Source organism: Anabaena sp. FACHB-595 (assembly GCF_048568275.1).
Classification (GTDB): Bacteria; Cyanobacteriota; Cyanobacteriia; order Cyanobacteriales; family Nostocaceae; genus Trichormus.
In genome coordinates, this window is the sequence record NZ_CP183473.1 from 2,270,382 (window position 1) to 2,286,460 (window position 16,079).

General features: G+C 42.3%; 10 protein-coding genes and 1 pseudogene. 8 read left to right on the forward strand and 3 right to left on the reverse strand.

Annotated elements, in window-relative coordinates; genetic code table 11:
* Window positions 1–504: a hypothetical protein gene (locus ACN222_RS09430; RefSeq protein WP_010996066.1), complete on the reverse strand. Its 504-nt coding sequence runs from the start codon at window positions 502–504 to the stop codon at window positions 1–3.
* A 628-nt stretch (window positions 505–1,132) separates the two neighbouring features.
* Here ACN222_RS09430 and ACN222_RS09435 point away from each other — a divergent pair.
* Together ACN222_RS09435 and ACN222_RS09440 are read left to right on the forward strand one after the other, a co-directional pair.
* Window positions 1,133–5,551, forward strand: coding sequence for a HEAT repeat domain-containing protein (locus ACN222_RS09435; RefSeq protein WP_419756897.1), 4,419 nt, complete (start codon window positions 1,133–1,135; stop codon window positions 5,549–5,551).
* 12 nt (window positions 5,552–5,563) lie between these two features.
* Window positions 5,564–5,776, forward strand: a complete 213-nt coding sequence (locus ACN222_RS09440; RefSeq protein ID WP_419756898.1) for a hypothetical protein — start codon at window positions 5,564–5,566, stop codon at window positions 5,774–5,776.
* An 85-nt stretch (window positions 5,777–5,861) separates the two neighbouring features.
* Here ACN222_RS09440 and ACN222_RS09445 read toward each other — a convergent pair whose 3' ends face one another.
* Complete coding sequence (locus ACN222_RS09445) at window positions 5,862–8,444, reverse strand: GAF domain-containing protein (protein WP_010996068.1); 2,583 nt, start codon at window positions 8,442–8,444, stop codon at window positions 5,862–5,864.
* Between the two features lie 726 nt (window positions 8,445–9,170).
* Between ACN222_RS09445 and ACN222_RS09450 the strand changes: the two genes are divergently transcribed.
* The 3 genes from ACN222_RS09450 to ACN222_RS09460 all read left to right on the forward strand — a co-directional run bounded on the left by ACN222_RS09450 (window position 9,171) and on the right by ACN222_RS09460 (window position 12,383).
* Entirely contained in the window at window positions 9,171–9,407 is a 237-nt protein-coding gene (locus tag ACN222_RS09450) for a hypothetical protein (RefSeq protein WP_231865520.1), read from the forward strand.
* A gap of 160 nt (window positions 9,408–9,567) precedes the next feature.
* Window positions 9,568–11,985 (forward strand): filamentous hemagglutinin N-terminal domain-containing protein, encoded by a 2,418-nt coding sequence (locus ACN222_RS09455; RefSeq protein ID WP_010996070.1) that lies wholly within the window; start codon window positions 9,568–9,570, stop codon window positions 11,983–11,985.
* Window positions 11,986–12,215: 230 nt separating this feature from the next.
* Window positions 12,216–12,383, forward strand: a complete 168-nt coding sequence (locus tag ACN222_RS09460; RefSeq protein ID WP_010996071.1) for a hypothetical protein — start codon at window positions 12,216–12,218, stop codon at window positions 12,381–12,383.
* Between the two features lie 9 nt (window positions 12,384–12,392).
* Here the strand turns inward: ACN222_RS09460 and ACN222_RS09465 are convergent, their stop codons facing one another.
* A complete protein-coding gene (locus ACN222_RS09465; protein ID WP_010996072.1) occupies window positions 12,393–12,965 on the reverse strand; it encodes a hypothetical protein in 573 nt (190 codons plus the stop codon).
* Between the two features lie 603 nt (window positions 12,966–13,568).
* Between ACN222_RS09465 and ACN222_RS09470 the strand changes: the two genes are divergently transcribed.
* The 3 genes and pseudogenes from ACN222_RS09470 to ACN222_RS09480 all read left to right on the forward strand — a co-directional run bounded on the left by ACN222_RS09470 (window position 13,569) and on the right by ACN222_RS09480 (window position 16,034).
* Complete coding sequence (locus ACN222_RS09470) at window positions 13,569–14,816, forward strand: bifunctional sterol desaturase/short chain dehydrogenase (protein ID WP_010996073.1); 1,248 nt, start codon at window positions 13,569–13,571, stop codon at window positions 14,814–14,816.
* A gap of 110 nt (window positions 14,817–14,926) precedes the next feature.
* Window positions 14,927–15,025, forward strand: a pseudogene (locus ACN222_RS09475) (DUF6174 domain-containing protein); the annotation flags it as partial.
* Window positions 15,026–15,143: 118 nt separating this feature from the next.
* Entirely contained in the window at window positions 15,144–16,034 is an 891-nt protein-coding gene (locus tag ACN222_RS09480) for a hypothetical protein (RefSeq protein ID WP_010996074.1), read from the forward strand.
* Window positions 16,035–16,079 lie beyond the last annotated feature (45 nt).

The following is a 16,079-nucleotide window of genomic DNA, read 5'->3' on the forward strand; positions in this document are numbered from 1 at the left end:
CTACTTCCAAATAATAGGAGCGATCGCCGCCATGAACAAGAGAAAAGCTATTTCTAAAACGTAGCTGATAAAGACACTGCGATTTAAAAGACCATCCCAGAGATAGCCTTGGCGCTTGGGGTTATTGGTGCGCTTGTGGGTATGCGACCAACTACTGTAAATCCCAGGGGTTTTGAAACTATATGTATTAGTGAGAATATACTCAATTTCGTAAACGCGGGGATAGAAACCGCGCTGAAAGTGTTTCCATTGACTTTCGAGAATCCAGAAAAATAGGGGAATCGTGCAACCGATGAGAGCGATCGCTGTAGCGTTGGGTCTTTGCTGTAACATCAATGTTAAAACACCACCAGTCCCAGTAATTCCCAGTGCTTTGATTACCCAAATCTGCTTGTTGTAGTCTTCGATAGTGTTTTGCAGAAAAAAGTATTCCTCCTTGAGCAAGTTTAATTCAAAATCACTCAGGGGTTGAGACTGGGTTTCAGTTGGTAATGGGTAAGACATTGTTGTTAGTAGAGTTCACTGAGATGAAGTTAGCATAAACAGGGCTGAGTGCAAAAGATGAACGTAAAATGCTTACCTTAGATGTGTTTCCCCTAGTACAGCAATTCAATCATCCTAGAAAGACCCCTCCCCCAACCCCTCCCCGACGCGGAGAGGGGAGCTAATTCTCCCCCTTCCCTCGTAGGGAAGGGGGTTGGGGGGTTAGGTTTGTGATTACTGAATCGATATTCTAGTGGCTTAAGATGTTCAAATACTCGCCCACGAGATAAAAATACTCGCCCACGAGACAAAAATACTCGCTCACGAGATAAAAATACTCACCCACGAGATAAAAATACTCACTCACGAGATTCTAATACTCACTCACGAGATTCTAATACTCACTCACGAGACAAAAATACTCGCCCACGAGACAAAAATACTCGCCCACGAGATAAAAATACTCGTGAACGAGATGCTGATACTCGTGAACGAGAATTATAAACTGAACAATAAAGTTACAATTTAAGTCAGTAAATTAAACCATGTCTATAAAACACACTCACTAGAAGTTAGGTAAGCAACATTTAATCTTTCTCTCTATCCCTTTCTCTTTCCCCAAAATCAGCATTTCACTATCCGGCACACCATGATCAACTGGAATGACTACCTAGAATCACTCTGCAAAGATTATGCCCAATGGTGGAATGCTTACACGTTGACGGATGTAGTAGGACAGCAGCGAATTGAGCAGAAGCGATCGCCCCTACTGTTAGATTTTATAGTGCAGACGGTACAATCTGCCAAGGAAGAAAGGAGCGCCAGCCAGGAGCAAGTTGAGCGTTTAGACGTGCTAGCAGGGTTGCGAAAGTATGCTCAAGAACACGTTTTGCTAGTAGGGCGACCAGGTTCAGGGAAATCGACAGCTTTATTGCGGTTATTGCTAGAAGAAGCGGAGAGACCCCTCCCCCAACCCCTCCCCGACGCGGAGAGGGGAGTATTAGCTCCCCCTTCCCTTGCAGGGAAGGGGGTCGGGGGGTTAGGTCAAATCCCCATCCTAGTAGAGTTGCGCTATTACCAAACCTCAATCCTAGACTTGATTCGGGATTTCTTGAAACGCCATTGCCTACTACTAGACACTGCAACCATAGAACAACTGCTGTTTGACGGGCAATTTTTGCTGCTGGTAGATGGTATCAACGAATTACCCTCAGAGAAAGCGCGACAAGATTTATATAAATTCCGGCAAGACAACCAAAAAACCACGCCGATGATATTCACCACGCGGGATTTAGGCGTGGGGGGTGATTTGGGCATTACCAAGAAGCTGGAAATGCAACCCCTGACAGCAGAACAAATGCAGCAATTTGTCCGCGCCTATTTGCCAGCACAGGGTGAACAGATGTTGCAGAACTTAGGCGACAGGTTGCGGGAGTTTGGGGAAACACCGTTGCTGCTGTTTATGCTGTGTTTATTGTTTGTTGAAACAGGAGACATCCCGCCGAACTTGGGTTTGCTGTTTCGCGAGTTGACCCAACGTTATAAGAACGAGTTGAAGCCAAATGTCCCAGTTAAAGGTGTGTCACGGGATCATTGGTCATGGTTATTACAACATTTGGCGTTCAACATGACCAAAGGGGATAAGCTGACAGAATTGAATGTTGCCATACTCAAGTCAAAAGCAGAGGAAGTTTTAACGCAGCTTTTGAAAGATGAAGGATTTAATCCACCCCGTGACCAAGCATCAGAATCGTTGAAAGATTTACTCAACCATGATTTAATTCAACTGGCTGCAAATGACCAAATTGAATTTCGCCACCAACTAATTCAGGAATATTACACCGCCGAATGTTTGCTCAAGCTGTTACCAAGCCTCAGTGATGACTCTCTCCAGCGAGAGTATTTAAATTATTTAAAATGGACTGAACCCCTAAAATTGATGCTGGAATTGGTGGATGATAGGGCGCTGGCGGTGCGAGTGGTGAACTTAGCCTTAAAGGTAGATTACCAGTTAGGCGCAAAGTTAGCAGGTGCAGCAAAGCCAGAGTTGCAGCAGCAGACAGTTGATTTAATACCTGGGTTAAAAATTCCTTTATTATTCAAAATCTGCCTTCTAGGTTTAACTAAATCTGAAAAAGCAATTTCTCATCTCAATCCATTACTAGAAGATGAAAACTCCTCTGTGCGTGATAGTGCGGCATCTGCCCTGGGAGAAATCAAATCAGAGGCGGCGATTCCTGGGCTAATTAAATTACTAGAACATGAAAACTCCTCTGTGCGTTATAGTGCGGCATCTGCCCTGGGAGAAATCAAATCAGAGGCGGCGATTCCTGGGCTAATTAATTTACTAGAACATGAAAACTTCGATGTGCGTTATCGTGCGGCATCTGCCCTGGGAGAAATCAAATCAGAGGCGGCGATTCCTGGGCTAATTAATTTACTAGAACATGAAAACTCCTCTGTGCGTTATCGTGCGGCATCTGCCCTGGGACAAATCAAATCAGAGCAGGCTATTCTAGGGCTAATTAAATTACTAGAACATGAAAACTCCTCTGTGCGTTATCGTGCGGCATCTGCCCTGGGACAAATCAAATCAGAGCAGGCTATTCTAGGGCTAATTAAATTACTAGAACATGAAAACTCCGATGTGCGTTATCGTGCGGCATCTGCCCTGGGAGAAATCAAATCAGAGCAGGCTATTCCTGGGCTAATTAATTTACTAGAACATGAAAACTTCGATGTGCGTTATAGTGCGGCATCTGCCCTGGGAGAAATCAAATCAGAGCAGGCTATTCCTGGGCTAATTAATTTACTAGAACATGAAAACTTCGATGTGCGTTATAGTGCGGCATCTGCCCTGGGAGAAATCAAATCAGAGGCGGCGATTCCTGGGCTAATTAATTTACTAGAACATGAAAACTTCGATGTGCGTTATAGTGCGGCATCTGCCCTGGGAGAAATCAAATCAGAGGCGGCGATTCCTGGGCTAATTAATTTACTAGAACATGAAAACTTCGATGTGCGTGATAGTGCGGCATCTGCCCTGGGAGAAATCAAATCAGAGGCGGCGATTCCTGGGCTAATTAATTTACTAGAACATGAAAACTTCGATGTGCGTTATAGTGCGGCATCTGCCCTGGGAGAAATCAAATCAGAGGCGGCGATTCCTGGGCTAATTAATTTACTAGAAGATGAAAACTCCGATGTGCGTTATAGTGCGGCATCTGCCCTGGGAGAAATCAAATCAGAGGCGGCGATTCCTGGGCTAATTAATTTACTAGAAGATGAAAACTCCCCTGTGCGTAGAAGGGCGGCATCTGCCCTGGGACAAATCAAATCAGAGGCGGCGATTCCTGGGCTAATTAATTTACTAGAAGATGAAAACTCCCCTGTGCGTAGAAGGGCGGCATCTGCCCTGGGACAAATCAAATCAGAGGCGGCGATTCCTGGGCTAATTAATTTACTAGAAGATGAAAACTCCTCTGTGCGTTATAGTGCGGCATCTTCCCTGGGACAAATCAAATCAGAGCAGGCTATTCTAGGGCTAATTAAATTACTAGAAGATGAAAACTCCTCTGTGCGTAGAAGGGCGGCATCTGCCCTGGGAGAAATCAAATCAGAGCAGGCTATTCCAGGGCTAATTAAATTACTAGAACATGAAGACTCCGATGTGCGTTATCGTGCGGCATCTGCCCTGGGAGAAATCAAATCAGAGCAGGCTATTCCAGGGCTAATTAAATTACTAGAAGATGAAGACTCATTTGTGCGTTATCGTGCGGCATCTGCCCTGGGAGAAATCAAATCAGAGCAGGCTATTCTAGGGCTAATTAATTTACTAGAAGATGAAGACTCCTCTGTGCGTTATCGTGCGGCATCTACCCTGGGACAAATCAAATCAGAGCAGGCTATTCCAGGGCTAATTAATTTACTAGAAGATGAAAAATCCTCTGTGCGTGATAGTGCGGCATCTGCCCTGGGAGAAATCAAATCAGAGCAGGCTATTCCAGGGCTAATTAATTTACTAGAAGATGAAAACTCCTCTGTGCGTGATAGTGCGGCATCTGCCCTGGGAGAAATCAAATCAGAGCAGGCTATTCCTATGCTCATGAATCGGTTAGAAAATGAAGAGTTTGTGTCAGCAAATAATGGGAATACTTTGTATTCTGCACTAGAAGCACTGGAAGCAATACAAGAAAACTGTCAATACTATAGATGTCTCACAGAACAGAAACCACAACTATATCTTCCCCCATCCCAGCCAAGTAAAACATCCCTAATGTACATCCTCCACCTCTCAGACCTGCACTTCGGCACACCTGACGAAGCCAACAAGTGGTCTAACCAACTAGCGATGGACTTGAAACAAGAACTCCAGATTCCTCACCTTGATGCCCTCATTCTCTCCGGCGACATCGCCAACAAATCAACCCCCGACGAATACGCAGCCGCCCAAAAATTCCTTGATGAACTTCGCCAAGACTTCTCCCTCAAATTTGAGCAAATTATCATCGCCCCTGGTAATCATGACCTCAATTGGCAAATCTCAGAGGAAGAAGGTTACATCCCAACACTTCGCAAAAAATATCAAGAGTCAATGGATGAGAGTTGTGTAATTGATGATGGTGGTGCATATATTGCAGTTGTAGATCCAGAAAACCACAAAAGACGCTTTGAACACTTCAGCAACTTCTACCAAGCCATTAAAAACCAACCCTATCCCCTAGAGTATGAGAAGCAATACACCCTAGACCATTTCCCTAACCAAAACCTACTCATTCTAGGCTTAAACTCCGCTTGGCAATTGGATCATCATTACAAATCCCGTGCCAGCATTAACATAAATGCACTCACCAACGCCCTCACAGACATTCGCCGCAATCAATATTATCAAAACTGCATCAAAATAGCAGTATGGCATCATCCCCTAGATAGCGCCTGGGAAGACCGCATCAAAGACCAAAGCTTCATGGAACAGTTAGCCGTCGCAGGTTTCCGCTTCTTCCTCCACGGACACGTCCACATCCGTGGAGGAAGAAGCGGAAACCTGCGACGGGCTAACTGTTCATGAAGCTTTGGTCCTTTGATGCAGGTACTTTCAGGCGCACCCACCCGCGAACTTAACCCCGGTTATCCCTGGCAATACAACCTGCTGAAATTTGCAGACAATAAACTAACCGTCTACACCCGCCGCCGCGAAGAACTCAACGGCCCATGGAAACCCGATGCACGCTGGCTAATGGGTGCAGGGCAAAATCCATTACCCTACTACGAAGTAATGATGGATTACACGTAGTGGTATGGCAAGGCTAAAATGTTGCATTTTTTTCGGGAAATGGTATGAGTCTCAAATGGAGACTCACCTGAATTTTGAATTGATATCACTTCTCCTGAAACGTCCACACCCCTTCATCCCATTCTGAATCTGTTGGAGGTGATTGTAACCAATGCTGACAGCGTAGCAGATGCAACATCGCGGCTTTGTCATGTTTATCAACTGCTAAAACATTGGCAAATTCTGCTCTTGCTAAGGAAAATTGACGTTGCAGGTAATATTCCCGTCCCTTGTGATAATGCTCAATTACCTGCAATTTTTCACTAGCAATGGGGTCAGAACGTAAACCAATTAACTCGTATATAGATACTGGCTCATTTCTGCCTTTAACACGGATAAAATCTAGTTCTCTAGCCCAAATATTTTCCTGGCATGGTTTAAAAGTATTATCACTGAGAATAATGTCGCAACCATACTGCTTACTCACACTTTCTAAGCGGGAACCCAGATTCACACCATCACCAATAGCTGTAAATTCCATACGTTTACTAGAGCCAATGTTGCCACTAATTACGGTGTCGGAATTGATGCCAATACCGATATTGATTCGGGGTTTATTAGCTGCATAACGTTTTTGATTAAATTCTTGTAAGCGATGACGCATTTCTATAGATGTTTTTACAGCCATCCAAGCGTGTTCTTCTAAGGGCAAAGGTGAACCAAACACGGCCATAATCGCATCACCGATGTATTTATCCAGAGTGCCTTTGTGTTTGAATACAGCCTCTACCATCGACTCAAAATATTCATTGAGCATACTTACGACTTCTTCGGCTTCCAGATTTTCCGTCAAAGTGGTGTAACCGCGAATATCCGAAAAGAGGATGGAAACTTCTTTGCGATCGCCTCCCAGTTTAGCATCGTCTAATTTCAGCAATTCCTCGGCTAATTCCTGAGTCATGTAGCGATACATCGTACTCTTGAGGCGCTTCTCATCGCTAATATCTTCCATCACCACCAACGCGCCGCAGACTTGCTGGGGATCGCTAGCATCGGCAATGGTATTAATCGATAGGTTAATGCTATTTTGTGCTGCTTCAGTGCTTACTAGTGTGCGGTCTGGGTAATATTGCTGGCGGCCTTTGAGGTCTGTCCCATGTAAGGCATCTTGACACCATTTGCTAAAATCGCCTTCTTTAATGGCGATCGCCTCACTGATGAGTTTACCTTCCAAACGATCTTCTGATTCCAGCCCCAACAAACGCTGGGCGCTTTCATTCGCTGCAATAATTGTCCCAGACTTATCTGTGGAAATCACACCGTTGGACAAACTCCGCAGAATATCCCGTTGCATTTGCTCTTGTTGCTTGACTGTGGCAAACAACTGAGCATTTTGTAAAGCCACCCCGGCTTGAATATTAAAAGCTTCCATGAATTCTTCGTCGTTGCGGTCAAAACTCGCTTGGAAGCATTCGGGCGCTATCGGCCAAGTTTCTGGATTATAGGGGGGGAACTCTCCGGTTTTCTTTTTATTTACCAGTTGGGTCACACCAATTAATTCTTGGTCGCCGTTAAATACAGGCATACATAATAAACTACAGGTGCGGTAGCCATTTTGCTGGTCGATTTGTTTGGCAGTTGCCGAGTCTGGATGGTCGTATAAATCAAAAGGGATGTTGAGTTTTTGACCGGATGCGGCGACGATCCCGGCAAAACCTTTACCTATGGGAACGCGCAACTCCTTAGTAGAACCATTATCTTGAGTAATTTTCGTCCATAATTCATGGCGATCGCGGTCTATCAGCCATAAGGTACTGCGATCGGCGTTCATCAGTTCCTTGGCTTCATCCATTACCCGTTTGAGGGTATCTTCTAAATCCAGACTACTTTGGCTCAGAGACTTTACCGCCTTCATCATCGCCGCCGCCGCCCTTTGTTTTTGCGTCGCTATATAAAAGGAGCGTGACGACTCCAAAATCAAGCGAATTGAGGGCGCAAATTCTTGAAACAATTGCTCATCTGCACTGGTAAAACCTTGATTATCAATCCGTTCTGCTAGCAGTGCATCAGGAGGACTGTAAGGTTTTAATTTGTTGAGTAACTGTACCACCGCGACTAATCGCCCTTGCTCACTCAATAGCGGTAAAGCCAGCATTGTATATGTGCGGTAGCCAGTGATTTTCTCTTGTTTTTGGGCAAATATCGACCGAGGATCGTGATAAAAGTCAAAGGGTATATTAACTACTTGTTTAAAAGTAGCGACTTCACCGGCAATCCCCTTGTCGGCGGGGATGCGAATTTCTAGGGAGCGATCGCCTTCTCCGGCGGCGACAATCGACCACAATTCTTGTTTTTCTTCATCTAGCAAAAATATAGTCGTCCGATCTGCCCCCAACAATTCCCCAGTTTTTAAGGTAATTGACTGCAACATCTCTTGCAGGATATTTTCAAACCCGTGAGAATCCAACATTGACAGGGTTTGATGCACAATTTGGAGTTTTTGCTCGACTTCTGTAACAACTTGTTTAAAAGTATCCTGAGTTAAGGGAGCAAGAAATGTCGAAATAGTACCTTTTCTGCGGGCTAGTGTGCCGACAGGAGCCGAAGTTTCTGGCAAGTTTTGCTCTTGGTTTTGCGTACCTAAGATCAAATCGCCAGTCTCCCCAAAATTACGCTGTTGCAATGACATAGGTAATTTTTGATATAACAGGATTAAGACTTTTAAGAATTTATTTAAGTGTTGCTAAAAGCAACGAGCGATAGACATTACACACAGTGTAATCTGTAGTTCAGCCATCGTCATCCGGCTCTATTCCTGGTTTAGCCTAATTTATAGTCCTCATCCACAAACTACTGTACTTCCAGTAAAAATGTATAGACAATAACCCGGAGGCGATTATTAAGTTAATAGTTATACCAAAATATTAAGCTATTACTTGCTTGACCGACTCTACTCATAGGGGTAGTGTATAAATCATAGTTCCCAATTTTGTAGGTCAGGCAACACTTTTCAGTAAAAAATATTAACCTCTCATCCCTCGGTCTATTCCCTTTTTCATATTTGGTGGTGTAAGAAGCTTATAGAAACGGCCGGCTGCTAAAAAATTGTGAAATTACTGCATAAAAATGGAAACCGTTACTGATAAGTACACAGATGGATTAGTTTTTTTCGGAACATCCAGATAAAAAATATCCCTAATATAGGGTGCGTCAGTCAGATAAAATCCGGAAATACCACGAAATTATTCATATTTACGCACTCTACTAAAAGCTATTTTGGGATAATGTATTTTTTGTGTTCCCTTACTTAACAGTTGTATTTTCCATTACTTGTGATGAAGTTTTTGTGACTTGGTTGCAATGCTTCTGCCTTGTCAGATTCAATTCCTATGTTTTGCAAGGGGGGTACATCAATATGACAGCTTACACATTAAGACAAGCTAATTCTTGGTTCAACATTGGCGCAATATCAAAGTTGGGAACTATATTTGCCGTTCATGATGGTGATGATCGACCAATCAGCCCCGACCCAAGGGACATTGCAGATGAATTTGACGAAATATTTAACCCATCAGCAAAGCCGAAAAAAAAGGTTGTTAATCCGGATGCTGATCCGTCAACATCTCCCGCAATCGACCCTGATTCTGAATAATAAACCTATGTAGTTTGCATAAATATCTTTGTGAGGAGGTAGGGGGAATAGGGGGAATCTTTCTGTAATTTTTTTCCTTGCTCCCCCCTCCCCACTTTTGTGCCTCATCTCCCTGTCCCATTCCCTATTTTTCAGCTAGTAAAGACGCTAAATAACTGAAATGACTCAAAACGGCAAAGGTAGTTCATGGCAATTGAACTTAGCAATTTCCCTAACATCTGCTGGTGTTATAGGCATAAGTATCGCTTCTTCTGTTGCTCAATGCGCCTTTGCTCAAAGTGTCATTATTCCTGATCAAACCTTAGGTAATGAAAGGTCTCAGGTGAGTGAAAACTACAATAATAATCCCACCGAAGCAGTTACAGGAGGATCGGTTCGGGGTAATAACCTATTTCATAGTTTCCAAGAATTTAACGTTAATGAAGGACGTTCAGCACTTTTCGTAGCTCCTAACAGTAGCATCCAGAACATTTTTGTCAGAGTTACAGGTAATAATCGCTCTGATATTTTCGGGAAGTTAGAGACTTCTGGTGTCAATGCCAATTTGTTTGTGATTAATCCCAATGGGATTTTTTTTGGGCCGAATGCCACACTGAATATAGGTGGTTCTTTCGTGGCGAGTACAGCTAGTGGAATTCAGTTTGGCGATCGCACCATTTTTAGCGCCACTTCTCCCCAACCTTTATTAACCATGAGTGTACCTATTGGACTGCAATTTGGCAGAACAGGGGGAGAGATAAATGTGCAAGGGGAATTAGCAGTTCCCACAGGCAAAACCCTGGCATTAGTAGGTGGAAATGTAACTCTAGATGGTGGTAATGTTAGCTTTCTCCGGCGTAGGACAATCAAGGCAGAAAGTGGCCAAATCGCTATGGGGGGAATACTAGGAGTAGGTACAGTAGGAATAAATTTGAATGCTAATAACGACATCAACAACCAAATTTTAAGTTTTTCTGATGACGCAGTATTAGCTGATGTATTCCTCAACAATCAATCTAGAGTAGATGTCAGTGGTCAAGGTGCTGGCTATATCGAGATTCAAGGTAAGCAAATTGGACTCTCTCGTGCATCGCAAGTGGTAGCAGACACAGAGGGTAGCCAAAGTAGTCGCGGAATTTTCATCCAGGCAGAAAACTTAACCCTGGCAGACGGCTCACAGGTAACAGCATCCGTAACTGGTGCTGAGTCTACCGCTTCCGGGGGCAATGTCACAGTCAAGGCAACTGATTCGGTACGAGTGGCCGGAATAGTACCCAATGGCCTAGAAAATGCAGGTTTTAATACTGGGCTGTTTACTCTAACTCTCGGTAAAGGCCCTGGAGGAAATTTGACGATTGAAGCGGGTAGGTTAATTGTTGAGGATGGAGGCAACATATCAGCTAGTACCAGAGGAAATGATATTCGGAGTGTTGGCGGCACAATCAAAATAACCGCATCAGAGTTCGTCAAAATAAGTGGGAATACGAAGGATTCTAGAGAACGTCCCAGTGGTGTGTTTGCTCAGACTTCCGGCGCTGGGAATGCAGGCTCCTTAATAATTAATACTCCAGTTTTGTTTGTCCAAAATGGTGCAGTCATATCAGCTACAACTCTGGCAAATAGTCAAGGTAATGGGGGAAATATTACAATAAAAGCCTCTGATTTTATAGAAATAAGCGGAAGTTCGCCAATTGGTCAATTCCCTAGTGGCTTGTTTGCTCGCAGTCGAGGTAGTGGCAATGCAGGTTCTATATTAATTACTACAGGTCAACTTAATGTGCGCGATCGCGCTACAGTTACAGTGGACGCATTGGGTACAGGGAATGCTGGCAGAATAGAAATTAATGCCCGCGAAATTCGCCTTGATGGTAAAGCAAATTTGAATGCTACAACTCGATCAGGTAATGGTGGTGATATCAATTTGCAAATAGATGACCAACTACTTTTACGCCGTGCTAGTTTCATCTCTACTAGAGCAGGTACTACAAGCGGCAGTGGTAATGGCGGTAATATTCTTATTAATATTCCCAATGGCTTTATCGTTGCCGTTCCTGGTGAAAATAGTGACATTACAGCTAATGCTTTTAAAGGCCAAGGTGGTAAAGTTAGCATCAATGCCTTTAGCGTTTTTGGCATAGAGTTTCGAGAAAAAGAGAATCCACTCACCAACGACATCACCGCTAGTTCTGAATTTGGGCTAAACGGTACAGTCGAAATCGATACCCCAGAAGTTCAACCCGACCAAGGACTAATTAATTTACCAACACAACCTGTTGAATCCCGGCTAGCCCAAGTCTGTCAAGCGGTTGCAGGACAAAATCAAGACAGTTTTATCATCACCGGGCGTGGTGGTTTGCCAAACAACCCTAATGAACTCCTTTATTCTGATGCTGTTCTTACAGATTGGGTATCTGTAAGTAATGTAGAAACAATCCCCAATTCTCCTATCAGCAAAAGCATCTCTACTCCAACCCAAACTAATATTGTAGAAGCTACGGGATGGGTAATCAGCCCTCAAGGTGAAGTTGTCCTCACTGTGAATACACCCAACACAAAATCACCTAACTCTTGGCAAAAAACTAGTACTTGTAATTCTTAATCTGTATGAGTCTACGGTTAGGCTTACGCCTACGTAATTAAGAAAATCGGATTCCAACTTGGTGAGTTGAGAGAATTGATATCAACTGACAAATGACAACTGACACATCATTGCAAAATATACTAATAGGTTAAAAAATATGACCCAAAGCTATGTCTATGGGATATTTGCCGTTTTGAAATTGTTGATATAAACTGAATTCTCGGTTTATATCAAGGATTTATCCAAAAATGACAACTATACAGACTATTTGTCCAAAAGCAGCTAAAAAATCGGACAAAAAAAGACAACAATCTTTTATGAGTATGGATATCGGCACTCCTAGAGTACCTTTACGTAAAGCTAAAAAAATTAAACAGGAATATGAGTTGTTAAGCGACTGGAACCACGCTAGTTAATTGGTGATTTCACCTCCACTGACATAGTTGAGATACAGGTGTCATCCGAGGGCGGTTGTATTGATAGAATCCCTCAAGATTTAGTAAAGCTTGGCGATAAATAATCCACTGCACAGCATCCTCATGATTGGCAGTACTAATGAAATTACCTTGGCTGAGTGTCAATCGCTCCTCTGAATCCCATTTAAATCCAGATGTAGATATATTATTTTGCTCCTCATCAGCCCATAATATAGATAACGCTTCACCTGCAATCAAATTACCTTTGATATTTCCTCGAATACAGACAAAGTTATCCGAGTGGGGATAGCCATAATAGCCATCAAAGCGATGTCCATTTTTGTGAAAATTGGCACAAACACCTGCACCATCTCGCCAATCTTGAGGATCAGGTTGGCTACAAAACTGGTAGTTGCCATCTGCTAAATTTGCAATATTAACTTTTTTCTCTGATACCCAAAAGTGGGAATTTAACTGAAATAGTCTTTGCGGTTCTTTAACTTGCTGATGAAAAACTAGCCCACTGCTTAACAAAGCGGTAAAGATTACCAGCTTTTGTGTGAGATTGCTTCTGTTTAGCATAATCTCATCCCAACTTCACAGAAATTGGGGCAATAGGGATAATTGAGATGGAGTTGAGTTATTTCTAAATGGCGGGAGCTGCGGAAATTATCAATAGTACAAGCAGCATTAAAACTAGCATACTGATTTTGAAAATCAGGTAAGTATTGGGGTCATATATAGGAAAATCGTGAGTCATTGTACACCTCCGTTTGTAGCTTCTATCAAGTCTGATGAGGTATGGAACAAATTCATAGAAGCAGAATTTAATTGTCAATCTAGCCTCACTGCTTCTATATTTTTATTGTCTCTCAAAGATAGATACACGTCTGGGAAGTTAAAGTTTAGGTAACATTTTTTAGTAAGAGTTTAAACTTAGCCTTGAGTAACTTACTGGGGGCTTATCAGTATAGTTAAATATTTTTGTGTTATAGAATACTGAATATTAGTAGAGATTCGCTGATTATCACTGATATTATGGGTGAAACGTCTGGAAATTTGAGTGCGCCCATCACACCAACAAGAAAGACTGACACAGCCAATTGAATTTGCTTTGTAACTCTGCCTTAATCTATTCTGATCAGAATATGAACAAACATTAAGACAAGTAACACGCGCAAAGACATGATACCAATATTAGCCGAAAGCTTAACTGAAATTTTGACTAGAGTAAAGATTGATTCAGTCCTAGTAAATACCTGCTGGCAGTTTGCAATTTGGGGATTTGTCTCCCTACTACTAGCAGAGATATTGAGAGACAGCTACCATGCCTTGTGTCACCAAGTCAATTGGCTTAGTAAATGGCACAACAAGCATCATGCAGCATATCGCCGGGATTTGTCGATAGTTTCGCTCAAAGCTTACCAAGAGTCCCAACTTTATCACGATATTTTAGAATCAAGCCTATTAGTAGTCCTATTAACGATAATTGCCTTATTTGTCCAACAAATCGGCTTGTGGCTGGGAGTAGCCTATGCTTGCACATTCTTGTTTGGCGCATCCCTGAGATATTTCCAAGGAACAATCGACACAGATTATAATCACCTACCAGGCCCATTAGAGGCAATTCCTTCTGTTTGGTGGGTAAATCGGTCTTACCATTGGCGGCACCATTTTGATGATGTTGACGCTTATTATAGCGGTGTATTTTCCTTAGTAGATAAGATTTTGGGAACAGGACTATCTCTCAAGGGTAAAACTGTTGCGCTGACTGGTGCGTCTGGTGCTTTAGGCCAAGCATTGACGGCGCAATTGCTTCAGCAGAATGCAAAAGTTGTGGCCTTAACCACTAATCCAGATAAATTACCAACCGATGGTAGTTTTAAAGTCATCGCTTGGGAGTTAGGTAATGAAGCCGAACTCAAAGCCAGTTTAGAAAAAGTAGATATTTTGATTATCAACCACGGAATTAATGTTTACACCAGTCGCACACCAGAAGCAATTAACTCTTCTTATGAAGTAAATGCTTTTTCTGCATTGCGGCTGATGGATATATTCTTAACCACAGTGAAGGGGCCACAAGCAAAAGCAACCAAAGAAATTTGGGTAAATACTTCCGAGGCGGAAGCCTCTCCTGCACTGAGTCCGCTTTATGAACTCAGCAAACGTACATTAGGAAATCTTGTGACTCTCAAGCGCTTGGATGGGGACTGTATAATTCGCAAATTAATTCTTGGCCCCTTTAAAAGTCAACTCAATCCCTATGGAGTGATGTCACCACAGCAAGTAGCTCGTGCAATTTTGTTTTTGGCGCGCCGAGATTTCCGCAATATTATCGTGACGATTAATCCTCTGACTTATGTGTTGTTTCCGTTAAAAGAAATCAGTACGTGGTTGTACTACAAACTTTTTAGCAAGACGGCTAAAAATTAAAATTTGGCATCTTAATTTTTAACTCATGAGAAACAGGAACCCCGAAATCTTCAAATCGGGGTTTTGAATGATTCTTAATCAAAAAATAAATTGAATTTAAACAATTCATTCAATTTGGTTATCCGACTCAAATTAATATTGATTACAACAGTCAAATAGCTGATGAAGAATTATTTCTCACAATTGAGAATTTTGAAGTAATTCCATAAGTGTGAGGATTGTTTCGTCTTAATTCGTCTTTATGGTATTTGATAGCAATTTGTTGTAAAGTAATGCAAGCATTAATAGCCATGAGTCAATTGGTAGAATAATTCACCTGAAAATTTTATGGCAGAACCAATTCGCATTCTTTTACAAACAACGATCGCCTCAACTGAAGATGACTGGAGTATCTTTCGTTTTTCTCTATTGCAGGATTATTTAAAATCTATTCAAGATAAATCAGGAAAACCGTTATTTACAGTTTTATCACGTGATCGCTCCTCTGATGCCGACGGGAATGACCCTATTTTAGGGACACTAGACCAGTCAGACTTTGATGAACTCTGGCTATTTGCTCTAGATACTGGTGATGGTTTAACAGACAAAGATATTGCTGGAATTAACGCTTTCAGAAAACGGGGTGGTGGAATCCTCACAACACGAGACCATCAAGATATGGGCTGCTCTATGTGCGGTTTAATTGATATTGGTGATGTTCATTATTTTAATACCAAAAACCCAGATCCTGACGATTCACGTTGGAGCCGTGATGATCCACATACAACGTATATTTCCTGGCCTAACTACCATTCTGGAGCTAATGGAGATTATCAAAAAATCACTCCTGTAGAACCAGTTCATGAACTCTTATATAACCCTCATTCACCTTCTGGCTTGATTGAATTTTTCCCATCTCATCCCCATGAAGGTGGTATTGGAGTCAACCCAAATAATTTAAATTCTCAAGTTATTGCATTAGGAAAGAGTCTAATTACTCACCGCAACTTCAACCTGATTGTCGCAACTGAACACTATACAGACAAAGAGCAAAATCGACTGGGTAGGGCAATCGCTACTTCCAGTTTTCATCATTTTGTTGATTACAATTGGGACACAGAAAAAGGTTGCCCTTCTTTTGTCGATGAACCGCCAGGAAATGGCATGAAGTTAGAACCTCGTGCTTTAGAAGATATTCAAGCTTTTGTACGTAATGCTGCTTTATGGCTAGCCAGATAAATTTTTATTCTTAGCTTTGTAGTAAGCACTTTAGTGCTGAAAAAA